At 63.9% G+C, this 19,333-nt stretch carries 14 protein-coding genes and 1 tRNA gene; 12 read left to right on the plus strand and 3 right to left on the minus strand.

What is annotated here, in order from left to right; all coding sequences use genetic code 11:
* Positions 1 to 110 precede the first annotated feature (110 nt).
* Together cydB and O3684_RS05080 are read right to left on the minus strand one after the other, a co-directional pair.
* Entirely contained in the window at positions 111 to 1,232 is a 1,122-nt protein-coding gene (gene cydB, locus O3684_RS05075; protein ID WP_500065438.1) for a cytochrome d ubiquinol oxidase subunit II, read from the minus strand.
* Between the two features lie 14 nt (positions 1,233 to 1,246).
* Positions 1,247 to 2,794 (minus strand): cytochrome ubiquinol oxidase subunit I, encoded by a 1,548-nt coding sequence (locus tag O3684_RS05080; RefSeq protein WP_500065440.1) that lies wholly within the window; start codon positions 2,792 to 2,794, stop codon positions 1,247 to 1,249.
* A gap of 362 nt (positions 2,795 to 3,156) precedes the next feature.
* Here O3684_RS05080 and O3684_RS05085 point away from each other — a divergent pair, with 362 nt between their 5' ends.
* From O3684_RS05085 to O3684_RS05140, 12 genes are all read left to right on the plus strand, one after another.
* Complete coding sequence (locus tag O3684_RS05085) at positions 3,157 to 5,997, plus strand: Rne/Rng family ribonuclease (protein WP_500065441.1); 2,841 nt, start codon at positions 3,157 to 3,159, stop codon at positions 5,995 to 5,997.
* Between the two features lie 219 nt (positions 5,998 to 6,216).
* A complete protein-coding gene (rplU, locus tag O3684_RS05090) occupies positions 6,217 to 6,537 on the plus strand; it encodes a 50S ribosomal protein L21 (RefSeq protein WP_003796298.1) in 321 nt (106 codons plus the stop codon).
* 34 nt (positions 6,538 to 6,571) lie between these two features.
* The gene (gene rpmA, locus O3684_RS05095; RefSeq protein ID WP_016461852.1) at positions 6,572 to 6,829 is read left to right on the plus strand and encodes a 50S ribosomal protein L27; all 258 of its coding nucleotides are present in this window, start codon (positions 6,572 to 6,574) and stop codon (positions 6,827 to 6,829) included.
* Positions 6,830 to 6,904: 75 nt separating this feature from the next.
* Complete coding sequence (gene obgE, locus O3684_RS05100; RefSeq protein WP_500065442.1) at positions 6,905 to 8,428, plus strand: GTPase ObgE; 1,524 nt, start codon at positions 6,905 to 6,907, stop codon at positions 8,426 to 8,428.
* Positions 8,425 to 9,552, plus strand: coding sequence for a glutamate 5-kinase (gene proB, locus O3684_RS05105; RefSeq protein WP_500065443.1), 1,128 nt, complete (start codon positions 8,425 to 8,427; stop codon positions 9,550 to 9,552). Before obgE ends, proB begins: the two co-directional genes overlap by 4 nt.
* 37 nt (positions 9,553 to 9,589) lie before the next feature.
* Positions 9,590 to 10,870, plus strand: coding sequence for a glutamate-5-semialdehyde dehydrogenase (locus O3684_RS05110; protein WP_500065444.1), 1,281 nt, complete (start codon positions 9,590 to 9,592; stop codon positions 10,868 to 10,870).
* The gene (nadD, locus tag O3684_RS05115; RefSeq protein ID WP_500062396.1) at positions 10,867 to 11,577 is read left to right on the plus strand and encodes a nicotinate-nucleotide adenylyltransferase; all 711 of its coding nucleotides are present in this window, start codon (positions 10,867 to 10,869) and stop codon (positions 11,575 to 11,577) included. Before O3684_RS05110 ends, nadD begins: the two co-directional genes overlap by 4 nt.
* 13 nt (positions 11,578 to 11,590) lie before the next feature.
* Positions 11,591 to 12,016, plus strand: a complete 426-nt coding sequence (rsfS, locus tag O3684_RS05120; protein WP_500065446.1) for a ribosome silencing factor — start codon at positions 11,591 to 11,593, stop codon at positions 12,014 to 12,016.
* Complete coding sequence (locus O3684_RS05125; protein WP_500065447.1) at positions 12,013 to 12,747, plus strand: histidine phosphatase family protein; 735 nt, start codon at positions 12,013 to 12,015, stop codon at positions 12,745 to 12,747. Before rsfS ends, O3684_RS05125 begins: the two co-directional genes overlap by 4 nt.
* A 136-nt stretch (positions 12,748 to 12,883) precedes the next feature.
* A tRNA-Ala gene (locus O3684_RS05130) sits at positions 12,884 to 12,956 on the plus strand.
* A 326-nt stretch (positions 12,957 to 13,282) separates the two neighbouring features.
* Complete coding sequence (locus O3684_RS05135; RefSeq protein ID WP_500065448.1) at positions 13,283 to 15,088, plus strand: CAP domain-containing protein; 1,806 nt, start codon at positions 13,283 to 13,285, stop codon at positions 15,086 to 15,088.
* 236 nt (positions 15,089 to 15,324) lie between these two features.
* Positions 15,325 to 16,545 carry an N-acetylmuramoyl-L-alanine amidase family protein gene (locus O3684_RS05140; RefSeq protein WP_500065449.1) on the plus strand — a complete coding sequence of 407 codons (1,221 nt, stop codon included), beginning with the start codon at positions 15,325 to 15,327 and terminating at the stop codon, positions 16,543 to 16,545.
* A 159-nt stretch (positions 16,546 to 16,704) separates the two neighbouring features.
* On the opposite strand, the gene pepN is transcribed toward O3684_RS05140, so the two are convergent.
* Positions 16,705 to 19,269 (minus strand): aminopeptidase N, encoded by a 2,565-nt coding sequence (pepN, locus tag O3684_RS05145; RefSeq protein WP_500065451.1) that lies wholly within the window; start codon positions 19,267 to 19,269, stop codon positions 16,705 to 16,707.
* Between the last annotated feature and the right edge of the window lie 64 nt (positions 19,270 to 19,333).

Consider the following 19,333-nt stretch of genomic DNA (forward strand, 5'->3'; position numbering starts at 1 on the left):
TTGTGCCTGAAAAAGCCGTGTCATGGGCCAAAGGTCCCCGGCCGCGCCCCGCTTAAGTGCACGAATGCGCCCGGCCCCTGCGTGAGGGACCGGGCGCATTCGCGAGGAGGTCAGCCAGCGAGGAAGTTCTCGCCGACGCGCACCTTCTTCAGGAGCAGACCCGTCTGAGTCTGAACGTCCTGCGCGCTCACGCGAGCGCGGAACATCCAGTAGGACCAGAAGACGTAGACCAGAACGATCGGCAGCAGGCAGACCGTGACGATCGTCATGACAGTCAGCGTCGCCGTCGTTGACGAAGCCTGATCGATCGTCAGCGAGTACGCCGGGTTGACCGAAGACTTCTGGACAGCAGGGGCCATTGACGAGAAGACCCATGCAACCGTGCCAGCAATAGCAACGGCGGACGCTGCGAAGGACCAGCCTTCATGACGCAGCGACGCCTGCGACAGGGCAGTCGAAGCAATGATCGCCAGCGCGGCGACCACGAGCGGGATCCACGCCAGGACATTCGTCGTGTAGGCGAACTGGCCCCAGATCAGCCATGCGGCCGCAAGAACGGTCGCGGCAATCGTGGCGGGAGCGGCGATCGCGTTGGCGCGCTCGCGAACCTCGCCCGTCGTCTTCAGCGCCAGGAACTGGGCACCGTGAGCCAGGCACACGGCCATCACAGCCAAGCCGCCAAGGATCGTGTACGGGGTCAGCAGCGAGAAGAATCCGCCGGTCATCTGGTGGGTAGCGCCAGCCAGGGACTGATCGACCAGGGTGGGGTCGATGATGGTACCGGTGGCAACATCGATTACCTCGATGTGCATACCCTGAACGAAGTTAGCGAAGGCAACACCGAGCAGGATCGGGACGAGCCAGGCGCTAATCGTGTGTGCCCAGTCCCACGCGTGGCGCCACTTCTCGGTGGCGACCTTCGAGCGCCACTCGATAGCCATGACGCGGATGATAAGGCACACGAGGATCAGGAACAGGGCGAGGTACATGCCCGAGAACATGGTCGCGTACCACTCGGGGAACGCCGCGAAGGTGGCGCCACCGGCGGTGAGCAGCCAGACCTCGTTACCGTCCCAGTGAGGGCCGATCGTGCGCACGGTCTGCGTGCGTTCACGGTCACCCTTGGCGACGAAGGGGAGGAGCATGCCGACACCGAAGTCGAAGCCCTCGAGGATCAGGTAGACCGTCCACAGAACGGCGATGAGAACGAACCACAGGATAGACAGAGTCATGATCGGTGTTCCTCTCAGTAGCCGAAGGACAGGTCGGTCGGAGTTTCGTCCTCAGCCGCCTGGGCCTTGGGCGAGTGGATGCCCTCAACGGCGTAGCGCTTCATGAGGATGTACCACATGACGCCGAGGACGCCGTACAGGAGCGTGAACAGGATGACGGTGGCGAGCATCTGGCCAGCCGGAACGTTGGGGGAAATACCCGTCTCGGTCAGCATGTTGACGGAGCCCAGGTCAGAAGCCATTGCCAGCGCCTGCTGGTTCGGGACAACAACCCACGGCTGACGACCCATCTCAGTGAAGATCCAGCCGAAGGAAGCGGCCGCGAACGGTAGCGGCAGGTTAACCAGGGCGAGGGTGCTCAGCCACTTGTTCGACGAGGTGCGACCGCCGCGCGTGGCCCACAGGCCCCACGCTGCCAGCAGGAAGGCCACCATGCCCAGGCCGATCATGAAGCGGAAGGACCAGAAGGTCACCATCTGTGGTGGGCGGAAGTCGTACTGCGAGGCATCGCCGTACTTGGCGGTGAAGTTCGCATCGGAGTTGAGCAGTTCCACCATGCGCTCCTGAACGTCTGCGACGCCCTCTGAGGTGGCGGTGAAGGAGTTGTGCGACATGAAGGACGCGACGCCGGGAACCTTGATGAACTGCGTCGGCTGCGTGCCGTCCTCACCGAGCGGGCAGGAACCGAACTGCGCGACGGTGAAAGCCGCGCCCTCAGTGTCCACACAGATGCCCTCAGCGGCTGCCATCTTCATGGGCTGGACCTCGACCATCTCCTGGCCCTGGATGTGACCGGAGATGACCGTGCCGAGGCCACCAATGAGGACTGCAGTCAGGCCGAAGCGGGCGATCGGACGCCAGACGTTGCGCGACTGTGCCATGGCCTCGTCGGAACCTTCGCGCGCGGTGCGCACCATCCACCAGATGGAGATGCCGGCGACGAAGGAGCCCGCAACCAGCCATGCGGAGGTGATGACGTGGGAGTATTCGCTCAGGTACACGCCCGAGGTGATCAGCTTCAGGAAGCCGCTCACGCCGTCGAGCTCGGCGCGGCCGGTCTCGGCGTTAAAGCGGGCGCCAACGGGGTGCTGCATCCACGCGTTGGCAGCGAGGATCCAGGCCGCCGAGAACATAGTGCCCAGCGCGACGCACCAGATTGTCAGCAGGTGCATGCGCTTGGAGAGCCTGCCCCAGCCGAAGATCCACAGGCCCAGGAAGGTGGACTCGAGGAAGAAAGCGAGGAGCGCCTCAACGGCCAGGGGCGCGCCGAAGATGTCGCCAACGAAGCGGGAGTATTCAGACCAGTTCATGCCGAACTGGAACTCCTGCACGATGCCGGTGGCGACGCCGAGGGCGAAGTTGATGAGGAGGAGTTTGCCAAAGAAGCGGGTTGCTTGCAGCCAGTATTCCTTGCCGGTGCGGTGCCACGCGGTCTGCATGATGGCAACCAGCAGGGACAGGCCGATCGTCAGCGGCACGAGGACGAAGTGGTAGACGGTCGTAATACCGAACTGCCATCGTCCGACGGTGACCGCGTCGAGCGCTGTTTGCGCGAGGGTCATGATGGGACCTTCTCGTGTTGGGATCGGGGTCGATTGTCCCGTGACGGCAGATCCTAGGACCTATGTCACGGGTTGATTTCAATGTAGCCTAAAAGTGTCTCGAAGCTCGGTTGAAATGCTGGTTCTGAGGCGGTTTTGTGACATATGTGTCCGATTATTTTTTATGGGTTTATCCGTGAGATTGTCAGGATGGTCGCGTTGTTCTGGTCACCCTGCCATTAATGGGGCGTCGTGTTGTGCGACAATAGGGGTGAATGGATGTCGCGGGAGTGCCCTCGCGACGAGAGCCGAGCGATGACGTATTTATATGCCGCCGGCCGCTGCGCAACTGCGCTCCACTAGGTTTCCGCCCCTCGCGGGCGATGAAAAAGGGTGCGTCCAGGCACGGGGCGCGCGCCCACCATTGGAGAATCGTGACAACCGAATCGACCCCCGTGGCACCCGCCGCCTCGCTGCTGTTCCAGGCCCCCGTTTTCCAGGCAGCCCCCGAGGTTGCCCCTCCCGCAATTATCGACGAGCCCGAACCCAAGCGTCGCCGCAAGTCCGCTGCCTCAGACGAAGAATCGGCTCCTCGTGAAGAGGCAGCCCCCAAGCGTCGTCGTCGTTCCAAGAAGGCCGCGGAAGAGGGTGAGGCCGACGCGTCCGAGGCTCCTGCCGCTGAGGCGCAGTCTGACGATACGCAGGCTGAGCCCAAGACCCGTCGCCGCCGTCGTTCGAAGAAGGCGGACGAGGCCTCGGCCCCTGCGCCAGAAGATACTGAGGGGGCCAGCGTGCCCGCTCAGGAAGCAGAGTCGACGGATGAGGAAGATTCCTCTACCCGTCGTCGCCGTCGTCGCCGCGCCCGTTCGTCCTCTTCGGCATCCGATGAAGGCGGCGATCCCGCCGATCAGGTGCAGGCCCTCAAGGGCTCGACGCGCCTCGAAGCGAAGAAGATGCGTCGCCGTGAGGGGCGTCGCGAGGGACGCCGTCGCCACTCGATCTCTGAGTCCGAGTTCCTGGCGCGCCGCGAATCCGTCGAACGCACGATGGTGATCCGTGACCAGGACGGCCTCGACCAGATCGCGATCCTTGAAGATGGCCTGCTCGTCGAGCACTACGTCGCGCGTCGTACGCAGTCTTCGATGGTCGGCAACATCTACCTGGGCCGCGTGCAGAATGTCCTTCCCTCGATGGAGGCCGCATTCGTGGACGTGGGCCGCGGGCGCAACGCGGTGCTCTACGCGGGCGAGGTGAACTGGGATGCCGTTGGCATGGAAGGCAAGCCTCGTCGCATCGAGGCCGCTCTGAAGTCGGGCGATCCGGTCCTCGTTCAGGTGACGAAGGATCCGATCGGGCACAAGGGTGCGCGTCTGACTTCTCAGATTACGCTCGCCGGACGCTACCTGGTGCTTATCCCCGGTGGCTCCATGATGGGCATCTCCCGCAAGCTCCCGGACAAGGAGCGCGCTCGCCTGAAGAAGATCCTCAAGTCTGTCGTCCCCTCGGGATCGGGCGTCATCGTGCGCACCGCCGCGGAAGGCGCGACGGAGGAACAGATTCGCGACGATGTTGCACGCCTGACCCGTCAGTGGGAGGACATCGAGAAGAAGCACACCAACACGAAGAGTGCCCCGACGCTGCTGCGCGGCGAGCCCGAGCTGGCCGTGCGCGTCGTGCGCGACATCTTCAACGAGGACTTCTCGAAGCTCGTCATCGAGGGTCGCGACACCTACGCGACCGTGAAGGAATACGTCGACGAACTCAGCCCCGAGCTGTCCGACCGCGTCGAGCAGTGGGTGGGTACGGAGGACGTCTTCCACGCTCACCGCATCGACGAGCAGCTCGCCAAGGGCATGGATCGTAAGGTCTGGCTGCCCTCGGGTGGCACCCTGATCATCGACCGCACCGAGGCCATGACCGTCATCGACGTCAACACGGGCAAGTTCATCGGTGCCGGCGGCACGCTTGAGGAAACGGTGACCCGTAACAATCTCGAGGCCGCCGAAGAGATCGTGCGCCAGCTGCGTCTGCGCGACATTGGTGGCATCGTCATCATTGACTTCGTTGACATGGTCCTCGAATCCAACCGTGACCTCGTGCTGCGCCGCCTTGTCGAGTGCCTGGGACGCGACCGTACGCGTCACCAGGTCACGGAGATTACGTCGCTGGGTCTCGTGCAGATGACCCGCAAGCGTGTGGGTGAGGGCCTTGTCGAGGCCTTCTCCTCCCCGTGTGAGGCCTGTGAGGGCCGCGGCTTCATCGTTCACCATCATCCGGTGGAGACCTCCGGCGCTGAGCAGTCCTCGAAGGGTTCGAAGGGGTCGAAGAAGCAGCAGAAGAAGGCTGAGCCTCGTCGCATCGAGGATAACGCCGATCATGAGCGCGCCAAGGAAGCGCTGAGCGCAATCGCCGCTGCGTCCACGCGCAAGGAAGAAGAGGAGAACGCGGCCGAGGAGAGTAATCCTGCGAAGAAGCGTCGCTCGCGTACCGCTACCGCCGAGGCTCAAGAGCCTGAGTCGGCGGTCGACGAGCAGGCAGCGTCGACGGGTGACAGTGCCGCGGCCTTAGCTGAGTCCGTGCCCAAGCCGCTCGCTGAGCAGACTGAGGAGGCTGCCACCAAGCGTCCTCGTCGTCGCCGCCGCGTCGCCGAATCTGCTCCGCTGCCCGACCTACCCGTGCACATCGAGCTGCCTGAGCCGGTCGAGCGTTCCAGCGAACCGGCAGCGCCCGTGAAGGACGCGTCGGAGATCCAGATGCCTGAGCATCGAGAGAAGGCTCCGGCGACCCGACGCCGTGCGTCCCGCAAGGCGGTGACGGCCATGTCGAGCGAACCTGCCGAGGCCCCAGCGGCGACGAAGACTCGTCGCCGCGCCACAGCGCAGACGGCCGTTCCCGAAGAACCGGCGGTGGCTTCCGAGGCTCAGGCGAACAAGACACAGGCCGCCGCGTCGCTTGCCGTGTCGGTGGTTGAGCAGGCTCACGAGCAGGCACCAGCCGCACCGCGTAAGACTCGCAGGCGTCGCGCTGCTGTCTCGACCGGTGTCGTCGAGCCCGATGCGGCGCCGGCACCCATCGTCGTCGACCTGCCCGCGCGTGCCGAGGCCAGTGCGCCGGCGGCACCGGTTCGTTCGACTGAGGACATTACGCTTCCGGAGGCGAGCGATCAGCCCCGCGTCAAGCGTCGTCGTCGCGCCGCCTCGACAGGTATCGTCGACGCCGGATAGCGCTGATGCGCCGGGGGAGGGGTTGATTGCCCTTCCCCCGAGTGTAGGGTGTGGAATCGCACAGCACTTCACGCCCGCCCGTGACCGTGCCGGCTTGCATTCCGGCGTGCGAATCGGCTAAATTTGATCGTCGGCGCAACAAGTGCCAACGGAATCATGACAATGAGACAAGTCCTCGGCAGTTTCGAGGCGCGATTCCGGTTACGAATACGAGAAGAGATGAGCTCCAACGTGGTCTACGCGATCGTCAAGGCTGGCGGCCGGCAGGAAAAGGTGTCCGTCGGTGACGTCGTCGTCGTCGACAAGCTGGCAGAAGAAATCGGTTCGAGCATCGAGCTCCAGCCGCTGATGCTGGTGGATGGCGACGCCATCACCGTTGACGCAGCCAAGCTGGGCAAGGTTTCCGTCAAGGCTGAGGTTGTTGACTCGGCCAAGGGCCCCAAGATTTCCATCATTAAGTACAAGAACAAGTCGGGCTACCGCAAGCGCCAGGGACACCGTCAGAAGATGTCGGTCGTCAAGATCACCGAGATCGCCTGAACCCGACGTTCCCACGAGCAGAAAGTAGCAACTGATGGCACATAAGAAGGGCCTTGGTTCCTCCCGTAACGGTCGCGATTCGAACGCGCAGCGCCTCGGCGTGAAGCGCTACGGCGGCCAGCTGGTCAACGCTGGTGAGATCATCGTCCGTCAGCGCGGCACCCACTTCCACCCTGGTGACGGCGTTGGCCGTGGCAAGGATGACACCCTGTTCGCCCTGCGCGCCGGCGCGGTCGAGTTCGGCCGCAAGCGCGATCGCAAGGTCGTCAGCGTTTCGCCGGTCTCTGCCTGAGACCGCGCGCATAAAGGGCGTCCGGCGTTGCCGGGCGCCCTTTTCAACATTCATTTTCAGTCGTCAGGAGCAACAGTGGCTGACTTCGTGGATCGCGTGACTCTGCACGCGACGGGTGGTAACGGTGGTAACGGCGTTGCCTCGATTAAGCGTGAAAAGTTCAAGCCGCTGGCTGGCCCCGACGGCGGTGATGGCGGTAATGGCGGCTCGGTTATTCTTGAGGTGAGCGAGCAGGAGACCACGCTCCTGAACTACCACCGCAGCCCGCATCGTCGCGCGGATAACGGCACGCCTGGAATGGGTGACTTCCGTCAGGGCAAGACCGGAGCGGACATTATTCTTCCGGTCCCCGAGGGCACGGTCGTGAAGTCGATGTCGGGCGAATTGCTCGCCGACCTGACGGGTGCGGGAGCGCGCTACGTGGTCGCTGAGGGCGGCCGCGGTGGTCTGGGGAACGCCGCCCTGGCATCGAAGGCTCGCAAGGCCCCCGGATTCGCGCTGCTCGGCGAGCCGGGCGAGGAACGGGACGTGATCCTTGAGCTGAAGTCCGTCGCGGACGTGGCTCTCGTCGGTTTCCCGTCGGCGGGCAAGTCCTCACTGATCGCCGCGATGAGTTCGGCGCGCCCGAAGATCGCGGATTATCCGTTCACGACGCTGGTCCCGAACCTGGGCGTCGTGTCCGCCGGCGACACGCGTTACACGGTCGCTGACGTTCCCGGCCTGATTCCCGGTGCATCGCAGGGACGAGGCCTTGGCCTGGACTTCCTGCGCCACATTGAGCGCTGCGCGGTCATCGTGCATGTCCTGGACACCGCTGCTTTCGAGACTGATCGCGAGCCCGTCGAGGATCTGCGCATTATCGAGGCCGAGCTGGAGGCCTACCAGGGCGACCTGACGCAGGTCGAGGGCTACGTGCCGATCATGCAGCGTCCGCGCGTCATCGTTCTCAACAAGATCGATATTCCGGATGGTCGTGATCTCGCTGAGATTACGCGTCCGGATCTGGAGTCTTTCGGCTGGCCCGTCTTCGAGGTGTCCGCCGTGTCCCACGAGGGACTCAAGGCGCTGTCTTTTGCTCTGGCCGGCATCGTTGAGGAGGAACGCGCGAAGCGTCCCGCTCTCGAGGCTGCCCGTCCCGTGATTCGCCCGAAGGCTGTCGGACGCAGCGTCGAGATCACGGTGCGTAAGACCCGCAAGGATGGCGAGGACGTCTTCCAGGTGCGTGGCGATAAGCCGGAGCGCTGGGTGCGGCAGACCGACTTCGCCAACGACGAGGCCGTGGGCTACCTCGCAGATCGTCTGAACGCGGCGGGCGTCGAGGATGAGCTGATGAAGGCCGGTGCGGTTGCCGGCGATACCGTTGTGATCGGCGACCTCGATGGGGGCGTCGTCTTCGATTGGGAGCCGACGCTCACTACTGGTCCCGAGCTGCTGGGCTCGCGTGGCACGGACCTGCGTCTTGAGCAGAACGCGCGCCCGAGCCGCAAGGAGCGCCGCGAGGTGTACCACCAGGTCATGGACGCCAAGACCGCTGCTCGTGACGAGCTGTGGACCGAGCGCCAGGCCGGCCACTGGACCGACGCCTCGGATCAGTCATGAGCGGAGTGTCGTCGGCCTCGCGCATCGTCGTGAAGATCGGCTCGTCGTCACTGACGCGAGAAGACGGCGGTCTGGATCTCAACCGGATCGACTCTGTCGCGCGCCTTGTTGCGCGCTGGCGCGGTGCAGACCGCGAGGTCGTCATCGTGTCGTCGGGCGCGGTCGCCGCGGGCCTGGATCCCCTCGGATTTACCTCGAAGCCGAAGGACCTGCCGAGCGTGCAGGCCGCCGCTGCGATGGGGCAGGGGCTCCTGATGGCGCGGTGGACGGCCGCTTTCCAGGCACATCACCTCGATGCTGCCCAGGTACTGCTGACGACGGACGACGTGATGCGCCGCGACCACTACACGAACGTGCGAGCCTCGCTGACGCGTCTCCTCGGCCTCGGCGTCGTTCCGATTCTGAACGAGAACGACGCGGTGACCACTCGAGAGCTGCGTTTCGGTGACAATGATCGTCTTGCTGCTCTCATCGCGCAGATGGTTCAGGCTGATGCGCTCGTCCTGCTGACTGATGTCGACGGCCTCTACACGGCACCCCCGGATCACCCTGGTTCGGAGCTGATCGAGCGCGTGGTGAGCGCGGACGATCTCATGAGCGTGCTTGTGACCGGCGCGGGATCGCGCGTGGGTACGGGTGGCATGGCGACGAAGGTGCAGGCCGCAATGCTGGTAACGACGAGCGGCATCGGTGTTCAGCTTGCCAGCGCTGATGCCCTTGAGTCGGTGCTGGCGGGTCAGCGCGTCGGAACGTGGTTCGAGCCTTCCCAGGAGCGTCCGGCTTCGCGCCGCCTCTGGATCGCTCATGTGGCACCGTCGCGCGGCGAGATCATCGTCGACGAGGGTGCCGCGCAGGCGATTACGGTTGGCAAGAAGTCTCTGCTGGTCGCGGGTGTGCGTTCGGTGCTTGGCCACTTCGATGCGGGCGATGTCGTGGACGTGGCGTCTGCGACGGGGCTCGTCGCTCGAGGTGTATCGGGATATGACTCCGATACTTTGGCGCAGATCGCCGGCTCGGGGACAACAGAGCTGGAGGCAGCGGGGTATGAGCATCCCCGGCCTGCGATTCACCGCGATGACCTGGCGGTGTTAGGCGACGCATTTTCTGCGCTGAGCGCTGACTGACGCGGCCCCACGCGCTCTCGTGTGTCATCATGGCCAGGTGAATACTGCTGCAGATATTTCCCAGGTGACCGATGCCGCCCGCGCGGCTGCTCGCGTTCTCGCGAATGTGACCACACAGGCGAAGAACCGCGGTCTCGAGGCGATTGCTGCTGCGCTCATCGAACGCAGCGACCAGATCCTGGCTGCCAACGCTGAGGACGTGGCGCGCGGTCGCGCTGAGCAGATGAGTGAGGGGCTGCTGGACCGCCTCGCGCTGACACCTGAGCGTATCCGGGGTATCGCTGACGCCGTCCGGGAGATTGCGGGTCTTCCCGACCCCGTCGGTCAGGTTGTTCGCGGTATGCGCACGGATATCGGTCTGCGCGTCACGCAGGAACGCGTACCTCTCGGGGTCGTTGGCATCATCTACGAGGCCCGCCCCAACGTCACGATTGACGCTGCAACCCTGGCACTCAAGGCCGGTAATGCGGTAATCCTCCGCGGTGGTAGTGCCGCCCAGTCCTCCAATCGTGTCCTCATCGAGGTGTGCCGCGATGCGTTGGCTTCCGTCGGGCTTCCTGCCGATGCGATTACGACCGTCGATCCGTGGGGACGTGCGGGGGCTCGTGCGATGATGCGTGCTCGCGGCGCGATCGATGCGTTGATTCCGCGCGGTGGGGCAGGGCTTATCAACGCCGTCGTGGAGGAGTCGCGCGTCCCGGTTATCGAGACCGGTACCGGCAACTGCCATGTCTACGTCGATGCCTCTGCCGAGCTGGAGGCCGCCGAAGCCATCATCATGAATGCGAAGACGCAGCGCGTGGGTGTATGCAACGCGGCGGAAACACTCCTGGTGCATGCCGATGTCGCCCAGCGCTTCCTGGTTGCTGCGATCACGCGCCTGACTACGGCGGGTGTCACGATCCACGCCGACGAGGCCACCCGCACCATCGTTGACGGCCAGCCTTCCATCGACGCGGACATGATCGTCGATGCAACGCAGGCCGACTGGGAGACGGAATACCTGTCAATGGACCTCGCGGTGCGCGTCGTCGATGACATCGAAGAGGCGATTGAGCACATTCGTCGATACTCCACCGGTCATACGGAAGGTATTGTGGCCTCGGATGTTGCCGCCGTGCAGGCGTTCCGTTCGGGTGTTGATGCCGCCGCTATCGCGGTGAACGCCTCGACGCGCTTTACGGACGGCGGGCAGCTGGGCCTGGGGGCCGAGGTTGGTATCTCGACGCAGAAGCTGCACGCGCGCGGTCCGATGGGGCTCACCGAGCTGACGACCACCACCTGGATTTACGAGGGAGAGGGAACGATCCGCCCGTGAGCGAGCAGGACAAGCAGACCGCGCCAGCCTCGGGGGAGGCTGCTATCGAGAAGACGACCGAGGCCACGGCAGGGGCGACCGCTGCACCGGCCTTGCCTCCTCACCCGCCCCGCGCGCTTCGCAGGCGCCGGGCGATTGGCATCATGGGCGGTACCTTCGATCCGATCCACCACGGTCACCTCGTAGCCGCGTCTGAGGTTATGGACGTCTACGGCCTCGACCAGGTCGTGTTTGTACCGGCCGCCATGCAGCCCTTCAAAGCGGGGCGTCGGGTGACCTCGGCCGAGCATCGCTACCTGATGACGGTGATCGCAACCGCTTCGAATCCGCGTTTCGCCGTGTCTCGTGTTGATATTGACCGTGGGGGCACGACCTACACGATCGATACCCTGGCGGACCTGTCTCGCGAGTACCCCGACTCTGATTTTTACTTCATTACGGGTGCCGATGCCCTGGCGCAGATTGCGCAGTGGAAGGACGCCGATAGGCTTTTTGAGCAGGCGCACTTTATCGGTGTGACACGCCCCGGGCACAATCTGTCTGACCCCGGCCTGCCGCATGAGTCCGTGTCGTTGCTTGAGGTGCCCGCCATGGCAATCTCGTCGACCGATTGCCGCACGCGCGTCGAAGAGGGCAAGCCGGTGTGGTACCTCGTGCCCGACGGCGTCGTCCAATACATCAACAAGTACGGCCTGTACCGGTCCTGACCCAAGGAGAAACGTGAGCCTTCCCGACGCTACCGCAGAACTAGCGAGCATTGTTGCTCGCGCCGCGCACGACCGTGGCGGTATCAACCCGGTCCTCGTTGACGTGACCAGCAAGCTTGCCCTGGCGGACGCTTTCGTGGTCGTCTCGGCTCCGACGGACCGTCAGGTGCGTGCCATCGCCGAGGACATCATGGACCGCATCTGGGTTGAGCACCACCGCCGTCCGGCACATATCGAGGGGCGTGCGGAGGGCACCTGGGTGCTCCTGGACTATTCGGAGCTGCTCGTGCACGTGCTGTCGGAGGAGGAGCGCGAGTACTACGCGCTTGAGCGGCTATGGGGTGACTGCCCGGCCACACCGATCGATGTCGATACCGATGAGGCTCGCGCTGCCGCTGCGGAGCGCGCGGCAACACACGGAGCGGGGGCTGCGCAGTGAGTGCATCGCGGATCGTCCTACTGCGTCACGGGCAGACGGACTTCAACCTGGCGCGGCGATTCCAGGGACGCATCGACAAGCCTCTGAACGAGGCCGGGCGATCCCAGGCGGCGGGTGCCGCCGGCGTACTCGTGAGTCGCCTGTGCGAACCGAGTGCCGAGGTGGGCATGTTTGCCGCCGAGGACGGGCACAGCTACGACGACGGGGGCGTGCGTATCGTGAGCTCGCCCCTGGGCCGCGCGGTCGATACTGCGCGGATCGTTGCGCGCGTCTTTGATATCGCTGGGTACCCGTGCGAGGACCCGGCGCTCGACGAACGACTCACGGAACGCTCCTACGGGAGCTTCGAGGGAAAGACCTACGAGGAGATTGCGCGAGAGCAGCCCGAGGCCTTTGCGCAGTACCGGGCAGACGGGGAGTGTGACCTCGCTGAGATAGAACGCTCTGAGGTCGTGGGCGCGCGCGTGCGTGATGCTGTTCTGGAGGCTGCTCGGGCCTGCCGCGACGACCAATCGTTGATCGTGGTCTCACACGGTTCTGCGATCGCGCGTGGCATTGTCTCCCTCCTGGGGTTGGATCCAGCTGTCTTCAACGGGCTGCGCGGTGTGGATAACTGCCACTGGTCGGAGCTCGTGCCCGTAGGAATGTCGACGTCCAAGAGCGCGGCGATCAGCGGATGGCGGCTCGCCTCCCATAACATCGGCTCACGCGAGGACATTCTGGGGGCATAACCTCCTATTGGTCCCTCGTTGCCGCAGTATTCCGAGGTTTTTCTAAGCTGTGACGAGGGGCACTGAATTGGATTTGCGTCAGCCTTCGAAGGTCCGCTATTATTTATCAGGTCGCCAGGGCGACGAACTAAATAACGGGGCTATGGCGCAGTTGGTAGCGCGCTTCCATGGCATGGAAGAGGTCGGGGGTTCGAATCCCCCTAGCTCCACAGAAAATTCCGACACTCAGTTAGTGGGTGTCGGTTTTTTGTTGTTCTTGGATGGGCTGTCGGCCTTGTCTGCGCACGTCCGGTGACTGCTTGTGGACTATGGTGACCACCTCTTGCGTGACTATCTGTTACTTATTGGTCAGGGACTGGATCTGAAAAATAACGTTTTGGTATCGACATATGGGATGTTCAAAATCTGTCAAACCTATAAAACGTTGCAAATTGGTGCATTTGCCTGTAATGAATTACTGAAAAAACCTTGAAAAACAGCGTACCGAGTGGAAAGATTTACCTGTCTTTGTCTCATAGTGTTAGGCCGGTAGCCAATGTCGTTCCAGCTCACTCGCACCCATACCTCGGTGGTCCTCGCCGCCACGACAATCGCGGCATCCCTCGTCGTTATCCCCACGCTGGCCGAGGGGACGAGCGCGTCGGAGGATGCATTCTGCAACTCTCTGTCTGGTGCTCAGGGGCGAATCACCGCTGAATACAACCCCCTGCTCGCCAGCTACGCCGCTGGCGCTGCTGGAGATTCCTCTGCCTCCGCTGCCGATCCGGCGCGTGAAGCCGAACTCCGTGCGGCTTTGGCCGATGCCCAGGCGGCCCTTGATGCTGCTCAGCAGTCGGCGGCCCAGTCCAACTCGGCTGATAGCGCGCCCGTCTCTGCGCCCACAACGACCGATCGTGGCCTCGACTGGGTGGACTGGTCTCAGGTTGACGACGCCACCCAGGCGCGTATCATCGAAGCCCTCATCGTTCAGAAGATGAATGCCTACCGTGCGAACGCGGGGCTGCCCGAGCTGGTCGTCTCCGATACCGTGACCGCAGATGCGCGCTCGTGGAGCCAGCACATGTCGGACTCGGACGACTTCAATCACGATCCCAATTACAAGTACTTCGGCGCGGGCAAGCTTGATGGTGGCGACACCTCCTACGCCGGTGAGAACATCGCCTACAACCATCGCGAGAACTTCGGGGACAAGTGGGGGGCCTACGGCACCAGCAAGAACCCGATGCAGGCTGCTGACGCCCTCTTTGATCAGTGGAAGAACTCCTCCGGCCACGATAAGAACATGCTCGCCCAGAACAACGTGGTGGGTGTCGGCGTTCATATCGCCAAGCACGGCCAGTTCACCCGCATCTACGGCACGCAGAAGTTCTATGCGATCACCGGTGGTTCCCCGGATGTCTCCCGCTTCCATACGACGGGTGACACTGCCTCGGCCTACGGTTTCGATGGCGGTGCCTTCAACGCCGACAACACGAACTATGTCTCCGGTCTGGCCGGTGACGGTGACGCGCAGCGCGGCAACTCCTGGCAGAACAAGGTAGGCGCTCTGCCCGGTGCTGCTCTACCAGTCGACGTCTCGACGCTGCCCGCCAAGTCTGGGGCTGCCGCGCCCTCGACGCCCGCTCCCTCCGTGACAGGCTCGACGACCGATAACCAGCAGGCCGTCATTGATGCGCAGGCATCCGTGAACGCCGCTCAGAGCGCTCTTGATGAGTACCTCGCATCCGCGGCTGACCAGAAGCCCGCTGCCAGCCTTGCTGACATCGACGCTGAGCTCGATCGTGTGGCCGACTCCATCGCTGCGCAGACGTCCGTACGTCCGGAGAAGGATGGCGGCGTCACCGTGACATCCGGGGGCCAAGCGGGCCGCTACCTGACCGCCGCTGAGTACCGCGATGCTCTCACGCGCTGCACGACGCTCTCCGTGAGTCCCTCAAGCCCGACACCCTCCCAGAGTGTTAACCAGGGCAGTGCGAATCCGCGAATCGATACTGACGAGCAGACTCCTGCCCCGCAGAATCCGTCCGTTGGTGATGGTCAGACGCCTGCCCCCGGAACTCAGACGCCTGCCCCGCAGAGCCCCACCACCCAGGCCCCCGCCCCGCAGAACCCCGTGACCCAGGATCCTGCTACCCTGGTTCCCTCTGTTCAGGTTCCGGTAACGCCTGCTGCTGCTGCTGATCCGGCGCCGTCTGACGCGCCTGCGTCGACCCCGGCCGAGACGCGTCGTGACACGCTGGCTGCTACCGGTGCGTCGGGCGTGTGGGTTGGCGTTGGGGCGGTCGCCGTCCTTGTTGCTGGTATCGGTGCGCTCGTGGCATCGCGTCGAGCCAAGCGCTGACACAACGCTTTCAGGCCCCGTCGGTGAGTACTCACCGACGGGGCTTCTTCATGCCTATTGATATCTCTTTGCTGCAACTGCCAATGAGGGCTGCATTTTATTTTGTGCGTCACATATTTCTGTGTATAGTCGGTAAAGGAATGCTGCGAAACTAATGTGCATTCGTCGATCGAGTGCGACTGTTGTGCTCAACGGAATCACGCACTCGTTGCCTTCTGTTCAGAGAGGAATAAGATATGCGTCCCATCAATATGCGCAGGAGCGCGATGGCAGCCCTGGGTGCCGCTGCCCTCGTTGTTGGCCCGTTGACACCCGCCTACGCTTTCCCGATCGTATCGAACGAAGACGGCGACACTACGGGCGTTGCTGTTGAGGTTCCGGCGGCGGAGCCGACTGTGGATCCGACGGCTGAACCAACGGCGGACCCCGCACCCAACCCGGACCCCGCGCCCAACCCGGACCCCGCGCCCAACCCGGACCCCGCGCCGGCCCCCGAGCCTGCTCCCGCGCCTAAGCCCTCGTGGAAGATGGACTCTGTGGGCTGGTGGTACGACCTGGACAATGGCTCGTACGCACGTGACGAGAAGCGAGACATCGACGGTGCCACCTACCGTTTCAACGGCAGCGGCTACATGGTCACCGGATGGTACAACCTTGGGGGATCGTGGGAGTACTACGCCCCCTCAGGTGCGCAGGCGCGTGGATGGACGAACGTGCAGGGAACCTGGTACTTCCTGGATCCGCAGAGCGGAGTGATGCGCACGGGTTGGATCGTGGTTGACGGCTCCCCCCGGTACTACCTGAACGCCTCCGGCGCCATGAAGACCGGCTGGCTGAACCAAGGCGGCTCCTGGTACTACCTCGGTGATTCGGGCGCGATGGTGCATGGATGGAACGCGATCGGCGGCTCCTGGTACTACTTCAACGAGCCGAGAACCTGGTACTTGCTGGATCCGCAGAGCGGCGTGATGCGCACGGGCTGGACCATGGTTGACGGCTCCTGGTACTACCTGAACGCCTCCGGCGCCATGAAGACCGGCTGGCTGAACCAAGGCGGTACCTGGTACTACCTGAACAACTCGGGCGTTATGGTGCGCGGTTGGAACGCGATCGGCGGCTCCTGGTACTACTTCAACGAGTCGGGTGCAATGGTGACCGGCTGGCTGAGCCAGGGAGGCTCCTGGTACTACCTGAACGCGTCCGGCGTCATGGTGACAGGCACCCAGTGGATCGGCAGCGAGCGTCACTGGTTCTACGACTCGGGCGTGTGGTGGGGCCTGTACCCGGTCCCCTCGAATGGCGGTGGATCTGGAGCGGCAGATGTTGCAACCGGCAACCGCTACAAGGCAATTTGTCACGATGGGACAGAGAGCTTCTCGTCTCCGGGAGCATCTGACTATCGGGGTATGTGTGCGGGGCACGGAGGAATCGCGTACAAGCTCGGGTACGGCTGGTGACCCTGTGAGTTCACTCTGCTGACCTTTGGGTGAGATTGTCTCCTCTGTATCTGTGTCACGTACACGGGCTTGCAACTGCAGTAGCGCGTAGACAGGCACGAGGTAGACGAAGGGGGCGTGGCCACATGGCCACGCCCCCTGGCGTCTATGAGGAACGGATCAGTCCGCGTCCACCGCCTGGTTGGCGATCTGACGCTCACACACGTCGATGAGCTCGCGGATGATGCGGATCGTGCCGGCGGACGCATCCGCGTGAGCTTCGATCCAGGCCTTGCCCGAAGCAACCACGTCGACCTCGGGGGCGTAGCCCGCAATGGCGTTCGGGAAGAGCAGCGTCGTGAGGTCTTCGGCCGTGTGGAAGGTGAAGGTCTCCCAGATGCCAGCAAGGGCCTCGAAGTACTCGCCCACGTAGCTCGCGTAGGCCGACGGGTTGGTGCGCGCCTGCGCCCAGAAGCCAGAGATCATCGCCCAGCGCGTGTCGTTGGGGATCGACGTGTCGGTCAGGACCTTGTCCCACACGTCAGCCTTGATCCACTCGCCTGCGCGAGCCGCACGAGCGGCGGCGGCGTTCTGATGGCCGGTCATCGTGTCATCGGTGGCCTCCAGGGCGGCGATGTCCTCCTCGGTGGCGGCGTTGCCGCGTACGAGGGCGATCAGCAGGCCCCACTTGAGGTCGACGTCGAGGTCCAGGCCTTCGAGGGTCTGGGTGCCGTCGTAGAGGGCGCGGATGGCCTCGAACTGCTCGGGGCTGGTCGCGTTGCGGGCTGCTGCGGCGACGAGCATGCGCTGTGCGTCAGAACCGGAGGCAGCCGTGCGAGCCAGGAGGAGCAGACGGCGGCCCGTGTCCTCGGCGGCGTCGGCACGGTACTGGGGCGCAACGAAGGTACGCACGGCCTCGTCGATGTGACGCAGGGTGAGCGTCAGGAGGCTCATGTTGTCTTCGACGGGCACGGCGCGCAGCGCCAGGTTCAGGTAATCGCGAGCCGGCATCTCGCCGTCACGGGTCATGTCCCACGCGGAGGCCATGACGACGCCGCGGGTCAGTGAGTCCGTGAACTTGGTGATGTTAGCGACCGCGAAGGCCAGGGACTGCTCGTCGAGGCGTACCTTTGCGTAGCCGAGGTCGCCGTCGTTGACGAGGATGAAGTCGGGACGGGCGATGCCCGCGGCACCTTCGACCACCGTGGAGGCGCCGTCGACGTCGAGCTCCTCGCGGAAGACCTGGGCCAGCGTGCCCTCCTCGGTCAGCGAGTAGCCGGCCACGCCCATGCGGTGCGGACGCAAGGAGGCACCCTCGGAGAAGGCTTCCTGGGTGATCTCGAGGCGCTCGATCGTGCCGTCCTCGGCCGTGGTGATGACGGGACGCAGGAGGGTCACGCCGGCTTCCTCCAGCCACACCTTCGACCACGATGCCAGGTCTCGGCCCGAGGCAGCGGCCAGCTCCGAGAGTAGGTCGTCCAGCGTCGCGTTGGCGTAGGAGTGCTTCGTCAGGTACTCGTGCAGGCCGGCGAAGAAAGCGTCGCGGCCTACGTAGGAGACGAGCTGGCGCAGCACGGAGGCGCCCTTGGCGTAGGTGATGCCGTCGAAGTTGACCTCGACGTCGGCCAGGTCGCGGATTTCAGCCGTGATCGGGTGCGTCGTGGGCAGCTGATCCTGCTTGAGGCCCCAGTCCTTGCGGACCATGAACCCGGTCCAGCCCTCGGTGTACTTGGTGGCCTCGGCCAGAGCCAGGTGGCTCATGAACTCGGCGAAGGATTCGTTGAGCCACAGGTCGTTCCACCACTTCATGGTGACCAGGTCGCCGAACCACATGTGCGCCAGCTCGTGCAGGATCGTGTTGGCGCGAGCCTCCATCTGAGCCTCGGTGGGACGCGTGCGGAACACGTAGGCGTCGCGGAAGGTGACGCAGCCCGCGTTCTCCATAGCGCCCGCGTTGTACTCGGGCACGAAGATCTGATCGTACTTGGTGAAGGGGTAGGCGATGCCGTACGCACCCTCGAAGAACTCGAAGCCACGTCGGGTGATGTCGATGATTTCGTCGGCATCCAGGTGCTCGATGATCGACGCGCGGGCGTAGACGCCCAGGTCGATCGTGCGGCCATCGGAGGACGTGAGCGTCGCCGTCGTGCCCTCGTAGGGGCCTGCGACGATCGCCGTGATGTAGGTCGACATCACCTCGGTGGTGGCGAAGCGGTAGATCCAGGCCTCGCCCTCTTCCTCGGGGGTGGGGGTCGGGGCGTTGGAAAAGACCTTCCAGCCCTTGGGGGCCTTGACCGTCAGTGTGAAGGTGGACTTCAGGTCGGGCTGCTCGAACGTCGTGTACACGCGGCGTGCGTCCGGGACCTCGAACTGCGAGTAGGTGTAGGCCTGTCCGTCGGCCGGGTCGACGAAGCGGTGTAGGCCTTCGCCCGTGTGCATGTATTGGCAGGATGCCTCAACTTCGAGGACGTTGTGCTCGGCCAGGTTCTCCAGCGCGATGCGGTTGTCCTGGTGAACCGAGAAGGGGTCCAGGGCGTTGCCGTTCAGCGTGATCGAGTGGACGTTGTTGGACACGAGGTCAGCGAATGTGGAGGCGCCTGCGCGCGCGTCGAACTCGATGCGGGTGAATGAACCGAAGTCGGTGTCTCCGCGCGTGAGGTCCAGTGAGATCTCGTAGCGGGTCACAGAGGAAATGATCGAGGCTCGCTCGGTCGCTTCCTCGCGAGTCAGGTTCAGGCCTGGCATGGGGTGCCTTTCCGTCGATGGAATGGGGGCGCTGTTGCGCTCAACATTCCTATGTTGTCATGTG

Source organism: Pauljensenia sp. 20925_1_27 (assembly GCF_041432835.1).
GTDB lineage: Bacteria > Actinomycetota > Actinomycetes > Actinomycetales > Actinomycetaceae > Pauljensenia.